Annotated in this window: 19 protein-coding genes; 16 read left to right on the top strand and 3 right to left on the bottom strand. The window is 70.0% G+C overall.

Annotation, left to right across the window (positions count from 1 at the left end):
• The first annotated feature begins 448 nt into the window (after nucleotides 1-448).
• Entirely contained in the window at nucleotides 449-1426 is a 978-nt protein-coding gene (locus K8640_RS20915; protein ID WP_223748626.1) for a terpene synthase family protein, read from the top strand.
• Here K8640_RS20915 and K8640_RS20910 read toward each other — a convergent pair.
• Nucleotides 1396-4278 carry a carboxypeptidase regulatory-like domain-containing protein gene (locus K8640_RS20910; protein WP_223748625.1) on the bottom strand — a complete coding sequence of 961 codons (2883 nt, stop codon included), beginning with the start codon at nucleotides 4276-4278 and terminating at the stop codon, nucleotides 1396-1398. The two genes, K8640_RS20915 and K8640_RS20910, sit on opposite strands and share 31 nt — an antisense overlap.
• A gap of 272 nt (nucleotides 4279-4550) precedes the next feature.
• On the opposite strand from K8640_RS20910, the gene K8640_RS20905 reads away from it, so the two are divergent.
• From K8640_RS20905 to K8640_RS20890, 4 genes are all read left to right on the top strand, one after another.
• Nucleotides 4551-5222 carry a phosphoribosylanthranilate isomerase gene (locus K8640_RS20905; RefSeq protein WP_223748624.1) on the top strand — a complete coding sequence of 224 codons (672 nt, stop codon included), beginning with the start codon at nucleotides 4551-4553 and terminating at the stop codon, nucleotides 5220-5222.
• Between the two features lie 113 nt (nucleotides 5223-5335).
• On the top strand, nucleotides 5336-6280 hold the full coding sequence (locus tag K8640_RS20900) for a patatin-like phospholipase family protein (RefSeq protein WP_223748623.1): 945 nt from the start codon (nucleotides 5336-5338) through the stop codon (nucleotides 6278-6280).
• Nucleotides 6281-6358: 78 nt separating this feature from the next.
• Entirely contained in the window at nucleotides 6359-7135 is a 777-nt protein-coding gene (locus K8640_RS20895) for a hypothetical protein (protein ID WP_223748622.1), read from the top strand.
• A gap of 116 nt (nucleotides 7136-7251) precedes the next feature.
• Nucleotides 7252-8418, top strand: a complete 1167-nt coding sequence (locus K8640_RS20890; RefSeq protein WP_223748621.1) for a proprotein convertase P-domain-containing protein — start codon at nucleotides 7252-7254, stop codon at nucleotides 8416-8418.
• 55 nt (nucleotides 8419-8473) lie between these two features.
• On the opposite strand, the gene K8640_RS20885 is transcribed toward K8640_RS20890, so the two are convergent.
• Complete coding sequence (locus K8640_RS20885) at nucleotides 8474-9214, bottom strand: TVP38/TMEM64 family protein (RefSeq protein ID WP_255653314.1); 741 nt, start codon at nucleotides 9212-9214, stop codon at nucleotides 8474-8476.
• A 354-nt stretch (nucleotides 9215-9568) separates the two neighbouring features.
• Between K8640_RS20885 and K8640_RS20880 the strand changes: the two genes are divergently transcribed.
• The 8 genes from K8640_RS20880 to K8640_RS20845 all read left to right on the top strand — a co-directional run bounded on the left by K8640_RS20880 (nucleotide 9569) and on the right by K8640_RS20845 (nucleotide 16379).
• Nucleotides 9569-10018 carry a general stress protein gene (locus K8640_RS20880; protein WP_141324348.1) on the top strand — a complete coding sequence of 150 codons (450 nt, stop codon included), beginning with the start codon at nucleotides 9569-9571 and terminating at the stop codon, nucleotides 10016-10018.
• 38 nt (nucleotides 10019-10056) lie between these two features.
• The gene (locus K8640_RS20875) at nucleotides 10057-10395 is read left to right on the top strand and encodes a hypothetical protein (protein ID WP_046713755.1); all 339 of its coding nucleotides are present in this window, start codon (nucleotides 10057-10059) and stop codon (nucleotides 10393-10395) included.
• A 32-nt stretch (nucleotides 10396-10427) separates the two neighbouring features.
• Nucleotides 10428-11648, top strand: coding sequence for a sodium:proton exchanger (locus K8640_RS20870; RefSeq protein WP_223748619.1), 1221 nt, complete (start codon nucleotides 10428-10430; stop codon nucleotides 11646-11648).
• Entirely contained in the window at nucleotides 11645-12943 is a 1299-nt protein-coding gene (locus K8640_RS20865; protein ID WP_223748618.1) for a cation:proton antiporter, read from the top strand. Before K8640_RS20870 ends, K8640_RS20865 begins: the two co-directional genes overlap by 4 nt.
• Before the next feature lie 35 nt (nucleotides 12944-12978).
• Nucleotides 12979-13590 carry an L-threonylcarbamoyladenylate synthase gene (locus K8640_RS20860; protein WP_223748617.1) on the top strand — a complete coding sequence of 204 codons (612 nt, stop codon included), beginning with the start codon at nucleotides 12979-12981 and terminating at the stop codon, nucleotides 13588-13590.
• A gap of 60 nt (nucleotides 13591-13650) precedes the next feature.
• The gene (locus tag K8640_RS20855) at nucleotides 13651-14601 is read left to right on the top strand and encodes a hypothetical protein (RefSeq protein WP_223748616.1); all 951 of its coding nucleotides are present in this window, start codon (nucleotides 13651-13653) and stop codon (nucleotides 14599-14601) included.
• Between the two features lie 66 nt (nucleotides 14602-14667).
• Complete coding sequence (gene xerD, locus K8640_RS20850) at nucleotides 14668-15594, top strand: site-specific tyrosine recombinase XerD (RefSeq protein WP_223748615.1); 927 nt, start codon at nucleotides 14668-14670, stop codon at nucleotides 15592-15594.
• A gap of 128 nt (nucleotides 15595-15722) precedes the next feature.
• Nucleotides 15723-16379 carry a Uma2 family endonuclease gene (locus K8640_RS20845; RefSeq protein ID WP_223748614.1) on the top strand — a complete coding sequence of 219 codons (657 nt, stop codon included), beginning with the start codon at nucleotides 15723-15725 and terminating at the stop codon, nucleotides 16377-16379.
• Here the strand turns inward: K8640_RS20845 and K8640_RS20840 are convergent.
• On the bottom strand, nucleotides 16283-17467 hold the full coding sequence (locus tag K8640_RS20840) for a DUF4388 domain-containing protein (RefSeq protein ID WP_223748613.1): 1185 nt from the start codon (nucleotides 17465-17467) through the stop codon (nucleotides 16283-16285). The two genes, K8640_RS20845 and K8640_RS20840, sit on opposite strands and share 97 nt — an antisense overlap.
• A 282-nt stretch (nucleotides 17468-17749) precedes the next feature.
• Between K8640_RS20840 and trpS the strand changes: the two genes are divergently transcribed.
• The 3 genes from trpS (at nucleotide 17750) to scpB (ending at nucleotide 20799) form a co-directional block, all read left to right on the top strand.
• Nucleotides 17750-18796 carry a tryptophan--tRNA ligase gene (gene trpS / locus K8640_RS20835; RefSeq protein WP_223748612.1) on the top strand — a complete coding sequence of 349 codons (1047 nt, stop codon included), beginning with the start codon at nucleotides 17750-17752 and terminating at the stop codon, nucleotides 18794-18796.
• A gap of 163 nt (nucleotides 18797-18959) precedes the next feature.
• A complete protein-coding gene (locus K8640_RS20830; RefSeq protein WP_223748611.1) occupies nucleotides 18960-19829 on the top strand; it encodes a segregation/condensation protein A in 870 nt (289 codons plus the stop codon).
• A complete protein-coding gene (gene scpB, locus K8640_RS20825) occupies nucleotides 19816-20799 on the top strand; it encodes an SMC-Scp complex subunit ScpB (RefSeq protein WP_223748610.1) in 984 nt (327 codons plus the stop codon). The genes K8640_RS20830 and scpB overlap by 14 nt, the downstream gene beginning before the upstream one ends.
• Nucleotides 20800-20806: the final 7 nt, after the last annotated feature.

Raw genomic sequence — 20806 nt, 5'->3', positions numbered from 1 at the left:
ATGAGTTGTCTTCAGTTGGATGGCTGTTTCAGGTCGACCCCGCACCCGGCTGTCGTCATCCCCCGCACCGCACGGGAATGAGAGTCGTTCCGTCGGACACCCTTCGGGTTGTTGCTGAACATTGCGCTGATTATCGTGCGTGGATGCGAGCAGAGATTCCGCGGATAGGCATTCCCTATCCGTCTGACATCAGCCCGGATGCGGAGGCCTGTCGCGCGCACACCTCGCGGTGGCCGTCATCGACTTCATGGCCTGGGGCCTCATCTTCGACGCCCCGTTCGACGGACCGCTGGGCCGAAACATCGAGGCCAGCCGCGCCTTCGAGGAGGCCGTTACAGCGACTCCGAGCAGCTCCGCTCCAAGGACGGCGCGTGGCCATGGGGCTCGCTGCTCCACCCTTCTCGGGAGCAAGCCAAGGCGTCGTGACGACAGCCAACAGGAGGGTTCCATGCACAGCCGCGTTCCTCGAATCGACCTTCGCTACGTCGCGGGCATCAGCCCTGACGTCGAGGCCACTCGGGCGCATACCCTGCATTGGCTGGCCTTCCAGGGACTCATCGTCCAGCCCGAAGCCCTGCGGACCTATGACGCGAGCCGGTTCGACCGGCTGTCCGCGAGGATGTGTCCGAACAGCCGGGGGGCGGGCCTCGACCTGGTGAGCGACTGGATGGGGTGGCTCTTCGTCTTCGACGACCAGTTCGATGGACCGATCGGCCTCGACCTCGAGGCGACCCGCGCCGTGCTGGACGAACTGTTGGCGGTGATCCAGGGCTCGACCCCCCAGCGGTACCCCTCATCGCGCCTGGGCGCCGCCCTGCTGGAGTTGTGGGGGCGTTCGACCGCTGGCGCGAGTGCGTCCTGGAAGGCACGGTTCACCCAGGACCTCGCCGGGTACTTCGAGTCGTACTACCAGGAGGCGCGTGAGCGCACGCAAGGATGGCCCGTGGACCTCGAGACCTATCTGCGCACGCGACGGCTCTCGATCGGCGTCCTGCCGAGCCTCGACATCTGTGAACGCTCCGAGGGACTCGACGTTCCGCCCGCCGTGCATGGCACGGAGGACATGACGACGCTGCGCTCGCTGTGCACGGACGTCGTGGTGATGGTCAACGACATCTATTCAGCGCCCAAGGAGGCCGCGAGCGGGCAGATGCACAACATGGTGCTCCTCCTGATGCATCACGAGGGCTGTGGGCAGGCCGCCGCCATGGACCAGGTCGAGGGTGAGATCGCGAAGCGGGTCGAGACCTTCGCCGCCGTGGAGCAGCGGATACGAGGGGGCGTCCAGTGCATCGAGACCTGGAGCGTCATCGACCGCGACATCGCCGCGATCAAGAACCTGATGCAAGGCACCACGGACTGGACCCGCGAGACGGCTCGCTACGCACAGCCGTCTCAGGGGGCTCGGGAGAGGGTGACGGGATAGGTCCTCGTGTCGCGCCGGATGATCAGGATGGCGGGGCTGCCCGGCGCCCCCAACTCACGCTCACGTGCCTCTCCCGCCGTCAGCACCGTGGCGCCATCGATGGACTGGACGATGTCTCCCACGCGAAGCGCATCGCCGTGCATGCTCTCGAGCACGCCGCGCACCAGGACGTCGTCTCCGGCCATCCCGAAGAAGATGCCCAGCCGCCCCGGCTCGATGCGCGGCGGCCCGAGCTTCCAGTCGCCCACGTCCTGGGACTTGCCCACCGCCAGGGTGAGCTTCTTCTCCGCGCGCTCCGTCTTCTCGCTCCAGGCGATGACCCGGTGCTGGCCCGGCGCGACATCCTCCACCCGGAAGCGCCCATCCGCGCCCGTGGGCGCCGAGGTCAGGCCATCCACGTCCACGAACGCCTGGGCAATGGGCTTGCCTGCCTTGTCGACCAGCCGGCCCGAGATGGCACTGCCCGGCTCCACCACGACGTCGACCGGGGTCGTCTGGCCCGCGACGCTCATCGTGTCCGCCTTGCCCGCGCGACCGTCGGGCAGCGTCACGGACACCGTCACGGCGCCTGGGTTGACGTCCTCGACCACGAAGCGATCTCCCGCGAGCTCCAGCTCCTGTCGCGACAGGAAGTCGTCCTCGCTCTTCGTCGCGGAGACCACCAGGCGGAAGCCCTCGATGCTCCGGCCTCCCGCCGAGCGGACCGCCCCCGTGAGCCGCCCTCCGGGCTGGAGCTGGATGACCAGCGACCTCTGCGTGGCCGGCACGGAGGGCAGGTCGCCCCGGCGCCCGCCATTCGTGGCCCAGATGTGCAGCGGCTGGGTGCCCAGTGAGTCGGCGACCAGCGTCACCTGTCCCGAGGCATCCGTGGAGTCCTCGAGGAAGATCTCGTTCTTGCCCGCCTCCGCCCCCATGACGGTGGCCGAGACACTCGGCGCGCCATTGGGTTCCAGCACCGTGACGGAGAGGGGACGCTCCGCCTCGCGGACCTGCAGGTCCACGCGCTCGGTCGCGCCCGCCTTCAGGTCGACGACCTTCTCCTGGTCGCTGTTCTGGTTGCCCACGTCGACGAGCCATGCGGCGACGCGGTAGCGCCCGGCTCGCACTCGCATGCTCCAGGTGCCGTCCGCCGCGGTGGGGATCTGATGTGCCTCCGTGCGCGCCGTGTCCGCGAGCTGCGCGAAGACCGTCACGGCCGCCGTGGGCACGCGCCCGTCCGCGAGCTTCACGGTTCCCTCGAGCGTGCCTTCGCCCCCCAGCTTGAGCTTCACCTGATGTGTCTGGCCGGGGCTCACCGCCACGCGCTCGCGGACATGGAGCTGACTGCCCGGCCGGCGCGCGGCGACGAAGACGTCACCCGGCGGGACGTCCTCGAGAACGAAGGCACCCTGTGCATCCGTCACCGACGTGAGCACGCCTTCCATGGGCATCATCCGCCAGCGACGCTCGGGGGTGACCTGGATTCCCGCGAGAGGTTGGTCGCTGTCGTCGACGACCGTGCCCTCGATGCGCCCATTGGCGTCCAGTTCGGCCAACATCTCGAAGCGCTGACCCGCGAGCACCGTGATGCCTTCTCGCCGCAGAACCCGGAAGCCCTTCGCCCGGACCGTCACCGAATAGGAACCCGGTGCGAGGTTCCCCGCATCGAAGCGTCCGTCCGTGCCGCTCGTGGCGCTCGCGACCTCGGCGGGGGCGGCGTCGAAGGTCGCCACCATGGTGCCCGGGGCGATGGACACCGTGGCTCCCGCGATGGGCACGGAGGTGCCCTTGCCGCGCACGATTCCCGTGAGAGACGCGGCGGCGCCCAGTCGGATGCGGACGTCACGGAGGGTCATCCCCGCGCCGACGACCGCGCGCTCCCGCGCGGTGCCCGTCAGCGCATCCAGCCGCGCCGACACTTGATAGACGCCCGGGGGCACATCGAGCGAAAACCCACCGCCCGCGCTGGTTTCCGTCTCGAACGTCTCGCCCATGCCCGTGGCCGTGACGCGAGCCCCCGCCGCGGGCTTGCCCTCCGGCAGCTCGACGAATCCCTCGATGAAGGCCGAGCCATCGAGCTCGACGACGAGTCCGGAGGCCGGAGCCTGGACCCGGGCGATGCGCCGGGTCGAGTGGGCGGGCGCCGTGACCTCGAGCTGGTATTCGCCGGGCGTGAGTCCTTCGCAGCGGAAGAGGCCGCGCTCGTCGGCCGAGGCTTCGTGACGTTCCTCCTCCGGTACGGAGGTGGTCGCGACGGAGGCGGAGGCCAGCACCGTGCGCGGCGTGAGCGTGAGCCTCGCGAGAGGGACGGGGGCCTTCGAGGCGCGCTCGACGACCGAGCCCGACAAGGTCACACCCTCGCCAAGGGTGAGGCGTACGGGCGTGAGTGCCTCGCCACGAGGACGGGTGAGCGACAGCCTCGCGGTGGCGAACCCCCGCGCCTTCGCGGTGACGAGGTACGGACCGGGCCTCGCGGGGAGTCGCAGCGTGCCCGTGGCGTCCGTGGTTCCTCGCCCCGCGACGAACCACGTGGGGCGGCCTGTCTCAGGTGAACGCGGCCCCTGGACGTAGAGCGATACCTGCGCTCCCTCGACGGGCCGCGAGCTTCCGTGGACTTCGACCTGGACGGTCCCTTCCTCCTCGCGCATCGCTTCGGCGACCGGAGGTGTCCCTGTCGCGGGAGCCTGGGCCACGGTCCCTCGCGGGGTGGAGGGTGACGCAGGCTTCGCCTTGGCCGACTCACCAGGAGAGGCGGAGTCGGACGCGGGGGGAATCGAGGCGTCTCCCCCCTCTGTCGACGCCGCGCGCCAGATGAAGAGCACACCCACGAGCGCCAGGCCGATCGCCACCGCGAAGACTGTCTTTCGACTCATTGTCCCTCCCGCGCTCATTCTCTCGCCAGACGGACCGGGAGTGCCAGTCCCTCGGCTGTTCGCCGCGACGTTGCAGGAACTCCGAGCGCTCGTGACTCGGCGAAGACCGCATCCGACGAGCTTCGAGGTGGGCCTCGACAGGCCACGGAAGGCACCGAAGCGGCGCGTGCAGCGGCAAGGTGCCCGGCCGATGGACTTCTCCTTTCGCGGCTCCCTCTCGTTACCTATGTCGTCGTGCTGGCTCAGGCCCGCTCGAAGGATGGAGGAATCCGATGCAACCGGTGCGACATGTCCGGGTGAAGGTGTGCTGCATCTCGTCGCGCGAGGAGGCGAGACTCGCGGTGGAGTGGGGCGCCGATGCACTGGGGCTCGTCTCCAGGATGCCCAGCGGTCCCGGTGTCATCGATGAGGCGCTCATCACCGAGCTCGCCGTCACCACACCTCCCGGTGTCTCCACCTTCCTGCTGACCTGTGAAGAGGACGCCGAGCAGCTCATCTCCCAGGTCCGTCGCACCCGCGTGAACACCGTGCAGTTCGTCGACAGCCTTCCGGTGGGGACACTGCGGCGGCTGCGCGCGGCGCTGCCCGCTGTGAAGCTGGTGCAGGTGGTCCACGTCGTCGATGCCGCGTCCGTGGAGGAGGCTTGTGCCGTCGCTCGCGAGGTGGATGCCTTGCTGCTCGACTCCGGCAACCCGTCCCTCGCGGTGAAGGAGCTGGGTGGCACTGGCCGCGTGCACGACTGGTCCCTCAGCCGGCGCATCCGTGAGGCGGTCGCCGTCCCTGTCTTCCTGGCCGGGGGCCTCAAGCCCGAGAACGTGGCGGAGGCGATTCAATCCGTGGGACCGTTCGGCCTGGACGTGTGCAGCGGACTGAGGACTTCGGGGGCGCTCGACGCCGACAAGCTCCAGCGCTTCATGCGCGCGGTGCGGGCCGCCGAAGGCTGAGTCGACGCGGGAAGGGCCCAGGGGAGGACAGCGGGCCTGGGCCCTCGGGCGATACCGGGCCTCCGCCGTGGTGCCTATCTCCCGCTTCCCACCGTCCCCAGCGAGGTAGCCCCATGTCGGACCGTCCCGCGACGCTCGTGCTGTCTGGTGGTGGAGGCAAGGGCGCCTTCCAGGTGGGCGCCGAGCGGGTGCTGCGTGAGGTGCACGGCTTCCGCTGGGAGCGCGTCTTCGGCGTCTCGGTGGGCGCGCTGAACGGCGCCGTCATCGCCCAGCGCGAGTACGAGCGCCTGACGGACCTCTGGATGAACCTCCGCGAGTCGGACGTGTACCGGAGATTCCCCTGGCTCGTCGTCGCCCTGCGCATCGGCCTGCTCAACAAGCTGGGCATCCATGACAACACGCCCTTGAGAGATCTGGTCGAGCGCAACCTCGCCGGAAGGCCCTTCGCCATCCCCGCCCACGTGGGCCGCGTGTCGCTCACCTCGGGGCAATACGAGCTGGTGTCGAGCGACGCGAGCGACTTCCTCTCCGCCGTCTGGCAGAGCGCGACCATGCCCGTCATCTGGGAGCCCATCGGTCCCCAGGCCATCGTCGACGGAGGCCTGCGCAACGTGACGCCGCTGGGCGACGCGCTCGGGTACTCGCCCACGGAGATCGTCGTCATCGCCTGTTCTTCCTCGCGACTGGAGCCCGTCCGCCATCCCGCCAACATCCTGGACGTGGCCCGTCGGAGCCTCACGGACATCACCCTCAACGAAATCCTGATGAACGACGTGGATGTCTTCGTGCGCATCAATGACATGGTGAGACAGGCCCATGAGCAGGGGACGTCGCTCCGCGCCCCGGACGGCAAGCCGTATGTCTATTGCCGCATCACCGTCATCGAACCCACCGCGCCCATGGGCGATACGCTCGACTTCTCCCCGGAGATGATTCGCATGCGCCTGCGCCACGGCGAGGACCGGGCCCGCGCGGTGATGCGGCCGACAGGCGTGGGCCCCGGAGAGCGCATGCCCCCGCGCATCGCCGCCCAACTGGAGCCCATCCTCCATTCCTGAGCCGCCAGTTCCGGAAGGTGGGGGCGGCTGGCTACGATGCCTCCCGCCCTGCCGCATCCGGGGCGCGGGAGGAGCACGGTGGGTGAGCGTCAGCGAGTGGCGGTGTCCGGACCTGGCGCGGAGGACTCCGCGACCGAGCGCCTCGAAGCCCTGGTCCGTCGGGCGCAAGGCGCCTCGGAGGAGGAGCGAGGACTTCTGGCCGAGGACATCAACACGCTGCTGCTCCAGTTGCCCTCCGCGCCCGACCCCCAGCGCAGCGCGACGCTGGTGCGCTCCTACCTGGAGACACATGCCCTGGCGGGGCTCGGCACGCCGACGATGCCGTCGACCATCGCCGCCACCCAGGCGCTGCTGAGCCTGGGCTACCCCGATGCGCTCACGCTGACACCCGAGGAACTCGACGCCCTGCGCCAATGGCAACGGCAGCGCTTCGCGGTCCCCTGGCTCATCCTCCTCGTGACGTTGTTCGGGGTCATCCTCGTCCAGCTCTTCCTCCTGACCATGGGCTCGGAGAACGCGCTCTTCGTCCGCTTCAACGCGACGCTCCGGGCCCTGTCCGGCGAGCCCCCGGCGCCGCCCACCCTCATGGAGTTCCATGAGGAGCTCGTGCGGAACTCGGCCTACCGATTGCTGTTCGCCCAGTTCGTCGCGGGCGCGGCGGCCTTCTTCTACTCGGTGACCGCGGGCCGTCGGCGCGGAGGCCGGGCCCGCGCGCGACGCGTCTTCCTGACGCTGGCCGGAGTCGGAGCGGCCATGGCCCTGTTCCAGCTCCCCGCGAACGGGTGGATCGCCGCCACCACCTTCACCGCCGCCGCGGGCGCCTTCTTCTGCGCCGCCAGGCTGAAGCCGACCTGAAGGGGCCGTGACCGGCGACTCGTGACGTCTCTGTTGAAGATTACGTCGGACACCTGATGTACACGGTTCTCATGACCTTCAACTTGATGCGGTATCTACCGCTTTCCATTCTTCCCATGCTGTTGGGCTGTGGAACCCCCGCCGACGAGAAGCCCGCCGCGGTGCTGATGACGCGCGCGCAGGCCCTGATGACGGGGACTCCGGCGTCCACGGGCGTGCTGGCGTTCCTCAACAGCCGCTCGACGACGGTGGCCGTGCTGGACAACGAGGTGCCGCTCAACGCGCTCACCGCGCAGAGCCTGGTCGCGTACCGCAACGGGCCGGACGGCATCGAGTCCACGGCGGATGATCGCCACTTCGTCTCCATCGCCCAGGTGGACGCGGTTCCGCAGGTGGGCCCGGCCGCGCTGGAGGCGCTGGAGGCCTATGTCCGGGGCACCGGCCGCGTGGAGATGCCGCTGGACGAGCAGGTCGGCATCTTCCACGGCATCGCGTTCAACCTCGCCGAGGCCCGCCGGGTCATCGCCGCCGCGAACTCGGCGCCTCTCAACGTCCTGCAGGGCACCGTGGGCCTGAGCGCGGCCCAGGCGCAGGCCGTCATCGACGCGCGCCGCATCGACCACCTGGTGGAGCTGTCCCGCCTGCCGTTCATGGATGGCGCGGGGCTGCAGGCGCTGAAGAACCACGTCGCGCTCGCGCCGGAAGGTGACCCGTGCACCGGGCCGAACACGTGTCAGGCGGGCCTGTCGTGCACGGGCCTGGCCTTCGGCGGTCCCATCGCCTACGGCCGCTGCCGCAACACGGCGTACGTGCCGGGCGACGGCGACAGCTGCTCCGTGCTGCGTCCGTGTGCCGCGGGCCTGACGTGCTCGGGGCCCCAGTCCGGCGCGGAGGACGGGCTCTGCCGTCCGTCGTGGATGGCGGGCACGTTCACGAACCACGCGGACCTGTCGCTGCCGGCCTCGACGACGACGCCCTGGGTGTCCACGGTGGGCGTGGTGGGGCTCGCGACCGTGCCCGAGGACATCACCGTGGAGCTGGACCTGGTGCACGCCCAGCCGTCGAAGCTGGTGCTGACGCTCGAGGACCCGGGTGGTGAGACGGCCCTGCTGTGGGACGGCCCCAACGAGGGCGTGCCCCCGGCGCGCATCCCCGTGACGCGGGGCATCCCGCGCGACGGCACCATCAACGGCAAGTGGCTCCTGCGCATCTCCAACCCCACGGGGCAGGGCAGTGGCACGCTCCGCTCGTGGTCCGTGAAGCTCACCAGCCGCTGGGACTGAGGTCGGAGGGAACCTCCGGGGCCGCGCGGGTGTCCGCGCCCGCGCGCGCCTCCACTCAATACGTGGCAGGGACGCCGCTGCTCTTGGCCTGAGCGGCAGGCACCGCCGCGGCCGTCGCGCTCCGCAGCTCGGGAACCGTCGAATCCCCTCGCGCATCAGATGGCGGTGAAGGGACTTCCGGAGCCTCATTGAGCTCCTTGTAGAAGCGACGGCCGATGAACACACCCAACACCAACGACAGGACCAGGCCCGCGGCGGACACCGCGGTCATCACCGTGCGTCCCTGGGCCAGCCCGCTGCCGAACTGCGCGGTGAGGAAGGTGCCGGGAATGGTGCCGAGCATCACTCCGGCCACCGAGGGCCAGAACCGCGCGCCACTGGCGGCGGCCGCAGCCAGCATCACGTCGGTGGGGCACAGCGGGTTGATGCACATGGTGAACGAGAAGAGGAAATCGTTGCGCTTCGCCGCGCGCACGAGCGCCGGGTACTTGCCGCCGGCCAGGCGCTTCATCGGCCGGGTCCCCAGCTTGCGTGCCAGCACGAAGAGCAACATGGCGGCCAGGAAGCTGCCCGTTAGTGAATAGAGGGTCGCTGCGAGCGTCCCGAACATCATCCCGCCCACGGCGGTCATGAGCTGCCCGGGCAGCAACGTCAGGGGACGTACGGCGAGGAAGGCGATGTATGCCAAAGGCGCCGCATCACCCAGTGGGGCCAGCAGATCCGAGAGATGTCGCTGGTCGATGAAGTCCGGCCCCAGGAGCCGGAGCGTCAACAGTCCACCCACGGACACGAGCATCGGGGCCAGGACCCGAAGCCATGTCTTCGCACCCTGCGCCACGCAACGCCTCCCCGCGGCACGAGAACACGCGCCGCGGGCATGAAAGTGAGTGTCGGTTCGGGAATCGGCAATGCGGAGGGAATTGTTTTCAACAAGAGAGCGTCCTGCCGGGCATGCCTCCGCCGGGAAAGTAAGCAGGGCGAGCTTGACGAACCCACCGGAATCATTGGGGTTTTGGTGTGGTGGGTCAGGCGAGAACGGCTGGCGGTGTACGGAGCTTGCTTGCATCGGGGCGCTTCCGTCCCAAGGTTTCAGGCAAGGGGCAATCGCGGTGAGGGATGGGGGCAGGCAGCCAAGAGAGGAGAGGGCGCAATGTCGGACAAGGACAACAAGGGCAGCATGACGGTGGCCGAGGCGGGCCGTAAGGGTGGCGAGACGGTCCGGAACGAGCGAGGTCGCGAGTTCTACGAGACCATCGGTCGCAAGGGCGGAGCGACGGTGAAGGCGGAGCGAGGTCGCTCGTTCTACGAGGAGATTGGCCGCAAGGGCGGCGAGACGGTGAAGGCCGAGCGCGGCGCCAAGTTCTACGAGGAGATCGGCAAGAAGGGTGGCGACCGGGTCAAGGCCACCCGAGGGCCGAACTTCTACGAGGAGATTGGCCGCAAGGGTGGGCAGAAGGTGAAGAAGCTCATCGAGGAGGGCAAGCGCGCGGCCCGGGCCGCGATGGCGGCGACGCCGGAGGGCTCCGCGCCGCAGCAGGAGGGCTCCACGCCTCCGGCGGCTCCCTCCGGTGAGACGGCGGGCCCCGGCCAGAACGAGTAGCGTGGCCAACGGCACGCGGACCCGGTAAGACGGCCCGCGTGTACCTGGTCATCACGTTCCTCGAGCAGGTGGAAGGCACCGAGCGAGCCATCCGTCGGCTCCGGGAGTTTGGAATCCCGGAGCCGCTGGTGGTCCGAGCTCGCAGCGCGGCCGCGGCGCTGTCCGCCGAAGTCCCCGTGTTCGCGGGGCTTCGCAGTCTGGCCCTCGGAGCGGACGAGGACCGGGTGTTGTTGGTGAGCACCCTCCCTGGCGTGTCGGCCGAGGAGATGGAGCGGATGATCCAACGTGTCCAGCTGGAGATGGACGCGGATGATCCCCCGATGGGTCGGCTGGTAGCCCTCCCGGTGATCGCCGCCCCCACCCACCGGCGCTCGTGACGAGCGGGGCGTGGCCGGTGTAAGCAAGCCCCGTGCAAGCGCTGCTCGTCTTCCTCGCCATCGCGGCGCTCTCCCTGCTCGCATCGAGTCCGGCGTTGGACCCGGGGCGTTTCCCCGCGCTGGCGCGGCTGGCGGCGGGGGGATTCCTGTTCCTGTTGTTCGGCGTGGTGTTGGGGCCCTCGGCGGCGGGGGTGCTGTCCGCGGAGGACGTACAGCTGATGCGCCCGGTGATGGCGCTGGGGCTGGGCACCGCGGGCGTCATCCTGGGGTTGAACCTGGAGCCCCGGCTGCTGCGGCTGTTGCCCCGGCCGGTGTACGCGGCGGCGCTGGCGCACTCGGGCACGGCGTTCCTGTTCGTGGCGGTGCCGCTGGTGGTGCCCCTGATGCTGACTTCGCGGCCGTCCGTGGTGGCGGCGGTGGGGGCGGCGTCGCTCCTGGGCGCGGCGGCGAGCCTGTCCTCCGGACACTTCGCGGTGCTGGCGTACCGGGGCGGGCGGATGGACCGGGCGCGGGGGTTGGGCGTGGCGCTGTTGACGATGCTCGACGACGCGCTGGGGCTGGCGGTGCTGGCGGTGGCGCTGGTGCTGGGCGCGGGCTCCAACGCGGGGGAGGGGCTGGGGCTGGTGTGTCTGGCCATGCTGCTGGGCGTCCTGTGCGGCGCGTTGCTGGCGTTCCTGACGCGGGCGATGAAGGACCCGGCGGAGCTGACCACGGTGACGTTGGGCATGGTGGCGCTCGTGGGCGGCGCGGCGGCGTACCTGCGGGTGTCGGCGCTGCTGGCGGGCGTGGCGTGTGGGGCGACGCTGGCGCTGGTGGGCGGGCGCACGGTGGAGCGGGTGGCGCGCGCGCTGGGGCGGGTGGAGCGGCCGGTGTTCCTGGTGGTGGTGTTCCTGGTGGGCAGCGGGCTGTACACGCGCGACTGGGCGGCCTGGGCGCTGGTGCCGGGCTTCGTGGGGCTGCGGTTCCTGGGAAAGGTGGTGGGGGGACGGATGGCGCAGCGGCTGGCGCGGGGCGTGTTGGAGCTGCCGCCCCGGGTGGGCTACGCGCTCATCGCGCAGGGCGGGCTCGCGCTGTGCCTGGTGGCCGAATACGAGTTCCTGGTGCCGGGCACATTGGCGCGCCGGGTGTTGGACGTGGTGGTGGTGGGCGCGGTGGTGAACGAGCTGCTCGCGGGACCGGCGTTCCGCCAGGTCCTCTCGCCACCGCCGCCGCGTGAGCCTCCGGAGTCCGCGAGCGTGGGGGTGGCCACATGAGGGGCGCGGTGCTGCGGTTGCTGCTCCTGGTGGGGCTGCTGGCCATCATCAGCCGCGCCCAGGTGCTGCGCGAGGACGCGGGCACGCCGGTGACGCTGGCGGCCGGCGCGCTGCTCTTGTGCGGCCTGTTCGCGGGCAAGGTGGCCAAGGGGCTGGGGCTGCCCCGGCTCACGGGCTACCTGCTGGTGGGCGTGGCGGTGGGGCCGTACGCGTTGGGCTTCATCCCGGGCGAGGGCGTCAAGGGGTTGGACCTGGTGAAGGGGCTCGCGGTGAGCCTCATCGCGCTGGTGGCCGGCACGGAGCTGCGGCTGGGGCTCATCCGCCGCGTGGGCGCGAGGGTGGCGCTCCTGTGCGCCGCGGTGTGCGGCGTGACGTTCGCCGTGTGCTTCGGGGCGACCTTCGCGCTCAAGCCGCTGCTGCCGTTCCTGGCGCCGATGTCCTGGCAGCAGGCGCTGGCGGTGAGTGCGCTGGTGTCCACGGTGGTGGTGTCGTTCTCGCCCACGGTGACCATCGCCATCGTCCAGGAGACGAGCGCGCGGGGCTCCTTCACGGAGTTCCTGATGGCGCTGGTCATCATCGGCGACCTGTTCGTCATGGTGGCGTTCGCGCTGGCGGCCGGCGTGACGCGGGCGAGCTTCGGCGGCGGGCTGGACGTGACGGGCCTGTTGAGCGGGGTGGGGTGGGAGCTGTTCGGCTCGGTGGTGGTGGGCGGGGTGCTCGCGGTGGTGATGCTCCTCTACATGCGAGGAGTGAAGCAGGAGCTGCCGCTGTTTCTGGTGGGACTGTCCTTCGCGGCGGCGGAGGGGGGCACGCGGCTGCACCTGTCCCCGCTGCTGGTGTCGCTGGCGGCCGGCGCGCTCATCGCCAACCTGGACGAGCGCGAGGGGGAGCGCATCCACCACGCCATCCAGCGCGCGGGGCTGCCGGTGTTCGCGCTCTTCTTCGCGGCGGCGGGCGCGGGGTTGAAGCTGGACGCGTTGATGACGGTGGGGCCGGCGGCGCTGCTCCTGGTGGTGCTCCGGGGGCTGGCCATCTGGTTCGCCTGTCGACGCTTCGCCCCCACGGATGACCCGCGGCTGAAGGAGTACCTGTGGATGGGGCTCATCTCGCAGGCGGGCGTGACGTTCGGCCTGGCGGCGCTGGTGTCGCGCACGTTCCCGACCTTCGGGCCCCAGGTGGAGGTGCTCATCGTCGCGATGATCACCGCGCACGAGCTGGTGGGCCCGGTGTTGACGCGACGTGCACTGACGGCCAGTGGCGAAGTCAGGACGGACGAGGCACAGGGAACCGCGTAGGCTTTTGGGCCGCACGCAGGAGGGACACACGAATCATGGCCGCACCCATCCTCGAGGTGGACATGGAGCACCCGTCGCCGCGCCACATCCAGCGCGCGGTGGAGGTGCTCGAGCGCGGCGGGCTCATCGCCTACCCGACGGACACGTACTACGGCATGGGCTGTGACCTGGGCTCGAAGAAGGCCATCGAGCGGCTCTACCAGCTCAAGGGACGCGACAAGAAGAAGCCCCTGTCCTTCCTCTGCCCGGACCTGTCGGACGTCGCCCGTTACGCTCACGTCAGCAATTTCGCGTATCGGACGATGAAGGGTCTCACTCCAGGTGCGTTCACCTTCATCCTCGAGGCGACGCGGCTGGTGCCCGATTTGATGATGTCGAAGCAGAAGCAGGTCGGCATCCGGGTCCCGGATGCCCCCCTGGCGCGCGAGCTGACGCGTGCACTGGGGCGCCCCCTGGTGACGACGTCGGTGAGCAATACGGACGGTGAGCCGCTCACGGACGCGCGGGAGATCAAGGACGCGTTCGGGCATGGCCTGGAGCTCATCCTCGACGGAGGCGTGACATTGAACGAACCGTCGACAGTGGTTTCACTCATCGGCGACACGCTTGAAATCCTCCGGCAGGGCAAGGGTAGGCTGGAGGACTGAAACTCGAACAAGAGGGGGGCCGCCGTGGAATCAGGGGCCGCGGAGCCAACGCGAACGGACATGCCGCAGCAGGTTCCGTCGCTGATGAGGTTGCTATTGCTACTGTTGTTCCGCCCGGTGGACCTGCACTACAGGCTCCGCGCGGCGGGAATCCTCGCGCCCGGGGGGCGCATCGGCCAGCTGTGGCGTGAGCAGGCCAATGGCGGCCGGGCCGCGGGGCTCTACGTCCGGCGGATGTTGTTGATGCTGGTGGTGGGCTCGCCGCTGGTGACGGGGCTGGTGGGGCTGGGGTTGTACTGTGCCGGCATTCCACTTCGCGGCGGCTGGGCGGTGTCCGCGTTGTGTTGTTCGGCGGTGGGTCTGGCCCTCGCGCAGGTGTCGGGGCTCGCGGCCGGGGTGATGTTGGGCTCCTTGGCGAGCCTGTCCATGCTGGTGGGGTTGCACGCGACGGCGGCGGGGGCCTTCGGGCCGGTGCTCGGGGGCGCGGCGGGGGTGGCGGTGGGCATCTGCCTGGGCATGGTGTCCGGGCTGTCGGTGGGCAGCATCGCGAGCATCAGCGGCGGGCGGGGTCCGTCGGTGTGGCGGGTGCAGGTGGCAGCCATCGTCACCAGCGTGGTGCCCATGTTGGTGTGGAGCCGGCAGGCCAACGTGTCGTTCGCGGGCGCGGTGGCGGCGTCGGCGCTGGTGGCCTTCCTGGTGAGCGCGTTCCGGTTGCCGCTGTACGCGCTGGAGGTGCTCGCGTCGGCGGTGGCGTACGCGGTGGAGCGGTGGACGGGGCGCCCGACGTTGCACTGGGTGCCGGTGCGCCATCACAACCTGAGCTACCTGCCGCACCCGTTCCTGAGCCGGCACCTGGCGCTGGCGGTGCGCTCGCGGCCGGCGGAGGTGCTGGCGGTGGCGGATGCCTGCCTGCGCTCGCCGGGCAACATCCTGGTGGGCTGGCCGTGGGTGGTGCAGGCGCTGGAGCGCGCCTCGACGACGGAGGGCGCGGCGGGCGGGCCCCATGGCTGAGGGGCGCGCCCGGGAAGTTGGGGGCGTTGGATTGCCTCGGCGCGAGGCTCCGCTAGCCTGAAGGCCATGGAAGGGTTGCTCGACGCGTTCATCGCGTTCATCCGCGCCGAGCGCGGGCTGTCCGGCAAGACGGTGGATGCCTACGCCGCGGACCTCACCGCGTACTTCGAGGACCTGCGCGGGCGCGGCGTCGACGATGTGACGCGGGCGCGCCAGGAGGATGTGACGGCGCACCTGTCGGCGCTGACGAAGGGCGGCCTGGGCAAGCGCAGCCAGGCGCGACACCTGGCCGCGCTGCGCGGCTTCCACCGCTTCCTCGTCGCCGAGCGGCTGGCGGACAAGGACCCGACGGAGGACGTGGACACGCCGCGCTCGGCGCGCAAGCTGCCCTCGTTCCTGACGCTCGAGGAGGTGGAGCAGCTGCTCGCCGCGCCGGACGAGGGCTCTCCCGCGGGGCTTCGGGACAGGGCGATGCTGGAGGTGCTCTACGCCACGGGGCTGCGCGTCAGCGAGCTGTGCGGCCTGGGCGTCAACGACGTGCAGCTCAGCGCGGGGTATCTGGTCGCGAAGGGCAAGGGCGCCAAGGAGCGCGTCGTCCCGTTGGGGCGCGTGGCGGTGGAGAAGGTCCGCGAGTACCTGGCCGGCTCGCGTCCGGCGATGCTCGGGCGGCGTGAGGCGCGGGCGCTGTTCGTGACGCCCCGGGGCTCAGGCTTCACCCGGCAGGGGTTCTGGAAGCTCATCAAGCGCTACGCCCTGAAGGCGGGCATCCTCAAGCCGCTGTCTCCGCACAAGCTGCGGCACTCGTTCGCCACGCACCTGGTGGAGCGCGGCGCGGACCTGCGGGCCGTGCAGCAGATGCTCGGTCACGCGGACCTGGCCACGACGCAAATCTACACGCACGTGAACAGCGCCCGGCTGCGCTCGGTCTACGACGAGTTCCACCCGCGCAGCGACGCGTTCACCCCCAAGAAGAAGCGCAAGACGGGGTCGTAGCCGCGACGGTGGGGTCGGTGGACCCGACATGTCAGACCGGGCGTTAGACTGCCTACGTATCAGGTCGACACCCTGTGGGGTGGGGTGTCACGCGAGGGACGCTGGGCGTCCCATCGACGGAGGCAGGCGTGGGAGACATCCGAGGAACGAAGCCCAGGACGTATGAGGACATCGAGACGCCGCCCCTGCCGTGGGTGGCGGAGCCGCTCGAGGCGCTGTGGCCCGCGCCCATGCCCCGCGCGGCGGTGGACCTGAATCCGCTGGTGCATCGGCTGGGAGCGCTGCTCGTGCGGCCCTTCGACTGGGCCCGGGGCGGGCCGGGGGGCTGGTGGTTCCTGGAGACGCCGGAGCTCCACCTGGAGTCGGGCGTCGTCGTGCCCCCGTTGGCGGCCTGGCGACGGGCGGAGGTGCCGGAGCCCCCCGAGCCTGAGGCACCCTGGCTCACACCCGCGCCGGATTGGGTCTGCGAGGTGCTCTCGTCACGGAGCGGGGAGCTCTCCTCTCGGATGCAGGCGTATCACCAGGCCCGCGTGGAGCATGTCTGGCTCATCGACCCGGCCCGGTGTCGCCTGGAGGTGTACCGACGCGGGAACAGGGGCTGGGCGCGGGTGGGGGTGCACGAAGGCTCCGCCCGGATGCGCGCGGAGCCCTTCGACGCGGTGGTCCTGGACCTGGGGGAGCTCTGGCTTCAGGAGCCCACGTTGACCGCGGGGACGCCGAAGGGGTCCGTGCTGGTGCGGCGCGCCTCGGCGGTGGCGTCGGAGCCGGGCAGGGGCGCGACGTGAATGAGCCCGGAGGCCATCAGCCGGTGCACCGAACGCGACGCGGCCAGCTCGCCCATGGCCGCGGTGCGCAGCGCCTGGCGGATGCTCCGGCTGCCTCGCAGCTTCGAGTACAGATAGAGGTCATCTGCCGTAAGCTGCGACGGGGTGGGGCGGGGGATGGGCTCGAAGACGAGCCGTCCATCCAGCGCGAACAGCTCGTCGCTCAGGGCCAGCGTCAGGCGGACCTCGGCCTCACGGTACAGGGCGTGGGCCTCGGGGACGGGGCCTCGCTCGAGGATCTGCGCGGCCAGGGCCACCGCGTGGTCGTACTTGCCCGACTCCAGGAAGCGCTTCACCAGGTTCAGGAGCTCGGCCAGCTCCGCGGCCTCTCCCAGCCTGGGGCCCTTGGGCAGGCGCGGCGCCAGGGCGCCCCGGCGATAGAGGTGGAGGATCCACCGCGCGGCGAACAGCGGGGCCTCCTTCGCCGTGGCCAGCATCTCCCCCAGCGTGGCGCCGCTCGCGGCCAGCTCCAGCAGCTTGTCCTCCTCCTCGGAGAAGGTCTCCACGGCGAACTCGCGGAACACCCTGAAGGTGGCGTCCAGGTGCGGGAAGACCTCGCGGAACACGGACCACTCGCGCAGCCGCGTCACCGCGTCGCGGTGCAGGCTGTTCAGCGCGAGCTTCAACCCCACCGCGCGGGAGGACGGCGGGAGCTTCGGGGTGAACTCCACCTCGCCCGACTCCCAGCCGTAGCAGTCGAAGAGGGCCTCGCGGGCCTTGTGCTCCATCGCCTCGATGAGGCGGGGCAGTTCCACGAAGCAGCGCTGCACCAGGAAGGTGCCATAGGGGGTGCCCGCGCCCTCCGCCGCCTCGAAGGCCGCCGCGGCCCGGGGAGCATCCAGGATGCGCAGGTTCACCAGGACCTGGGACAGGTGCTCGCGGGGGTCATTCGAGCTCTCACCCACCAGGAAGCCGTCCTTCACCTGGAAACACCGCCGGATGGCTCCGCGCTCCACGCGCAGGGTGCCTTCCACCCCCGCGGTCGAGAACAACGGCGGCATCACCATCTGCAGGCGATAGCTGGCGAGACTTCCCTTGAATGACTCCATGCCGGTCTGTCCTCCCGAGGTGAGGTTGCTCGCAGGTGTGGCGGTCAGGGTACCGCTCCATCCACCGGCGCTCAACCGCAAGCGCCTGGAATCACTCAGGATTTCCGTGCGCGCCGCAATTTTCCACGAGGGCTCGCGGCGGGCGGGCGTCAGGCCCGGGGAGTGCCCGCGACTGAACGGAAGATTGCAGGGGCGCGGCGGGTGTGCGAACCACCTCGACGCTGCAGAACACAAAACGCGCGAAAACGACTCTGCGCGCTGACTCCCGACTCGGAACCCGACATGCGGACCCTCTCAGGCGTGCAGTCCTCCGGCAAGCTGCACATCGGCAACTACTTCGGCGCCATTCGCCAGTTCGTGCAGCTCCAGGAGGAGGGCGAGGCGTACTACTTCATCGCCAACCTGCACGCGCTCACCACGGTGCGTGACGCGAAGCTCGCGCTGGAGCTCACCCGCGAGGCGGCGCTGGCGTACCTGGCGCTCGGGGTGGACCCGAAGAAGGCGGTGCTCTTCCGCCAGAGCGACGTGCGCGAGGTGCTCGAGCTCAACTGGATCCTGGGCACCGTGGTGCCGCACGCGCACCTGGAGCGGGCCCACAGCTACAAGGACAAGGTGGCCAAGGGCATCAGCCCGGACTTCGGCCTCTTCGCCTACCCGGTGCTGATGGCGGCGGACATCCTGCTCTACAGCACGGACTTCGTCCCGGTGGGCAAGGATCAGATCCAGCACGTGGAGTTCGCCCGTGACTGGGCGGTGAAGTTCAACACCGAGTACGTGAAGGGCTACGATCCGGCGGACCCGGACGGCAAGGAGCGCGGCCACGCGCCCGGCATCCTCAAGCTGCCCCAGGCTCGCATCCAGGAGGCCACCCAGACGGTGCCCGGAGTGGACGGCAAGAAGATGTCCAAGTCCTACGGGAACACCATCGAGATGTTCGGGGACGAGAAGGAGATCAAGAAGCGCATCATGTCCATCAAGACGGACTCCACGCCGGTGGAGGCGCCCAAGCCGGTGCCCGAGGGCAAGCCGGCGGACGCGTCGCTCGTCAGCGAGGTGCCGCTTTACGACTTGCTCAAGCTGATGCTGCCGGCGTCCGAGTTCGCGGAGGTGGACGCGTCGTGGAGGGCGGGAGGGAAGGGCTACGGGGAGTACAAGAAGAAGCTCCTGGAGGCCTTCCACACGACCTTCGGACCGGCCCGTCAGCGGTACGCCGAGCTGGCGGGCGACCCGGCGGAGCTGGAGCGCATCCTCCAGGATGGCGCCCAGCGGGCCCGCCAGGAGGCCTCCGTCCTGATGGACAAGGTCCGGCGCGCGGTGGGCATCCCGTGAGGTTCCGGGCCTGAACGGGTGTTTACCGCCGTTTGTTTGACCCACCTGGGACCCACTGTTAAGGAGGTGTGTCCCCCGGTTCGCGCTCGAATCACGCGAATCCGGGCCCTTGCGTGATGACCAGCAGCCACCGACAGCCAGAAGGGCCGCCAGGAACACGCCGGTGAGTGACGGCCGCCCGACATCGGCCGATGAAGGCCTCGGCGAAGGCGCCCCGCCCCGGACCCCGGCGGACGCCTTCCGCGTCGCGCTGCCCAACTTCGAGGGTCCGCTCGACCTGCTGCTCCATCTCATCAAGGAGCACCGGGTCGACATCTTCGACATCCCCCTGGCGCTCATCACCGAGAAGTACCTGGAGCACCTGGAGCGGATGCGGGAGATCAACCTGGACATCGCCGGGGAGTTCCTGGTGATGGCGTCCACGTTGGCCCACCTGAAGAGCCGCATGCTGCTGCCCCGCCAGGACGCGGTGGCGGTGCCCGAGGGCGGCGAGGCCCTGGCGGCGGTGGAGGAGCCCGAGGACCCCCGCGCGGAGCTGGTCCGCCGGCTGCTCGAGTACCAGAAGTACAAGGACGCCGCCGAGCACATGGCCCGCCAGGACATCCTGGGCCGGGACGTGTTCGCGCGCAGCGTCCCGGTGGAGGCGGTGCCCATCCCCGAGGAGGAGGTGGGCCTGCAGGAGTTCAGCGTCCTCAAGCTCATCGAGGCGCTGGACCGGGTGCTGGAGCGGCTGACGCCCAAGGTCCAGCACGAGGTGGTCCGGGAGAAGATCACCCTCTCCGAGGCCATCCTGCGCATCGTCGGGCGGCTGCGTCCCCAGGGACAGGTCCTCTTCGAGAGCCTGTTCAACGAGGAGGACACGCCCACCCGCCAGGAGATTGTGGTCACCTTCCTGGCGATTCTGGAAATGGTGAAACGCCGGCTCATCCGTGTGGTACAGGACGAGCCGCTCGGGCCCATCCTGTTGTTGCCCAACGGGGATGCCCTGGAGCGGCTGGCCCCCACGGAGGTCGACGAGAGTGACTACCGGTAGGAAAGGCTCCCGAGGCGGAGACGGCGAGGAGTCCGCCGCGTCCGGAGGGCCGAGCCCCTTCTCCGAGGAGGAGCTGGCGGCCGTCACGGGCCCCGGCCCGGCGGACGAGCTGGACGAGGTGGAAGCGGCGGCCATCGAGGAGGACTCCGAGTCCACGCCCGACCTGGAGACCTCCTTCGAGAAGCTGGTCTCCAAGAGCCGCAAGCTGTCGCAGGACCGCGTCCGGACGGTCATCGAGAGCGTGCTCTTCGTGGCGGAGCGCCCCCTGTCCGTGGACGAGCTGTACCAGGCGACCGGCATCGAGCAGACGCTCATCGCCGAGGCGCTCAACCAGCTGTCCGGCATCCACCGGGACGGCATCAGCGGCATCGTCCTGTACGAGGTGGCCGGCGGCTGGCAGTTCCGCACGGACCCCCACTCGGGCGAGTACGTCCGGCGCTACCTGCGCGTGAAGCCCCAGCGGCTCACCCGGGCGGCGGTGGAGACCCTGGCCATCATCGCGTACCGGCAGCCGGTGACGCGGCCGGAGTTGGAGGACATCCGCGGCGTGGATTGCGGCGCCGTGCTCAAGGCGTTGATCGACCGCAAGCTGGTGAAGATCCTGGGCAAGCGCGAGGAGGTGGGGCGACCCATCCTCTATGGCACTACGCGTGAATTCCTGGAGTTCTTCGCCCTGAAGGACCTGTCGGCGTTGCCCACGCTGCGGGAATTCCACGAGCTCACGCAGGAGCATCGCGAAATCGTGGAGAAAGAAGTACGACCCGCACCGGCAGCGGCGGGGACGGTGGAAGCACTCTCCGACCCGGGATTCACGAAGCGGATGGAGAAGAGCGCGGCGGCGAGCGAGGCCGCGCTGGAGGACCTGGAGGAAGCCATGGCGGCGGCTGACCAGATACAGAAGGCCAGCTCCAGTGTCCTGGACACAGCCCCCAAGCCCGAGACGGGCACCGAGGGGCAGAAGCCCGAGTGACGGGCAG

Origin of the sequence: Myxococcus sp. XM-1-1-1 (assembly GCF_020037095.1) — a bacterium.
Classification (GTDB): domain Bacteria; phylum Myxococcota; class Myxococcia; order Myxococcales; family Myxococcaceae; genus Myxococcus; species Myxococcus fulvus.
Note: the sequence above shows the minus strand (reverse complement) of the source record. Positions and strands in the feature narration are given on the sequence as shown.

Excerpts from the sequence above, each read along its gene's own strand:
- K8640_RS20915 (WP_223748626.1), top strand. The coding sequence starts at position 449 with ATGCACAGCCGCGTTCCTCGAATCGACCTTCGCTACGTCGCGGGCATC.
- K8640_RS20910 (WP_223748625.1), bottom strand. The coding sequence starts at position 4,278 with ATGAGTCGAAAGACAGTCTTCGCGGTGGCGATCGGCCTGGCGCTCGTG.
- K8640_RS20905 (WP_223748624.1), top strand. The coding sequence starts at position 4,551 with ATGCAACCGGTGCGACATGTCCGGGTGAAGGTGTGCTGCATCTCGTCG.
- K8640_RS20900 (WP_223748623.1), top strand. The coding sequence starts at position 5,336 with ATGTCGGACCGTCCCGCGACGCTCGTGCTGTCTGGTGGTGGAGGCAAG.
- K8640_RS20890 (WP_223748621.1), top strand. The coding sequence starts at position 7,252 with ATGCTGTTGGGCTGTGGAACCCCCGCCGACGAGAAGCCCGCCGCGGTG.
- K8640_RS20885 (WP_255653314.1), bottom strand. The coding sequence starts at position 9,214 with ATGCTCGTGTCCGTGGGTGGACTGTTGACGCTCCGGCTCCTGGGGCCG.
- K8640_RS20880 (WP_141324348.1), top strand. The coding sequence starts at position 9,569 with ATGTCGGACAAGGACAACAAGGGCAGCATGACGGTGGCCGAGGCGGGC.
- K8640_RS20865 (WP_223748618.1), top strand. The coding sequence starts at position 11,645 with ATGAGGGGCGCGGTGCTGCGGTTGCTGCTCCTGGTGGGGCTGCTGGCC.
- K8640_RS20860 (WP_223748617.1), top strand. The coding sequence starts at position 12,979 with ATGGCCGCACCCATCCTCGAGGTGGACATGGAGCACCCGTCGCCGCGC.
- K8640_RS20855 (WP_223748616.1), top strand. The coding sequence starts at position 13,651 with ATGCCGCAGCAGGTTCCGTCGCTGATGAGGTTGCTATTGCTACTGTTG.
- xerD (WP_223748615.1), top strand. The coding sequence starts at position 14,668 with ATGGAAGGGTTGCTCGACGCGTTCATCGCGTTCATCCGCGCCGAGCGC.
- K8640_RS20840 (WP_223748613.1), bottom strand. The coding sequence starts at position 17,467 with ATGGAGTCATTCAAGGGAAGTCTCGCCAGCTATCGCCTGCAGATGGTG.
- trpS (WP_223748612.1), top strand. The coding sequence starts at position 17,750 with ATGCGGACCCTCTCAGGCGTGCAGTCCTCCGGCAAGCTGCACATCGGC.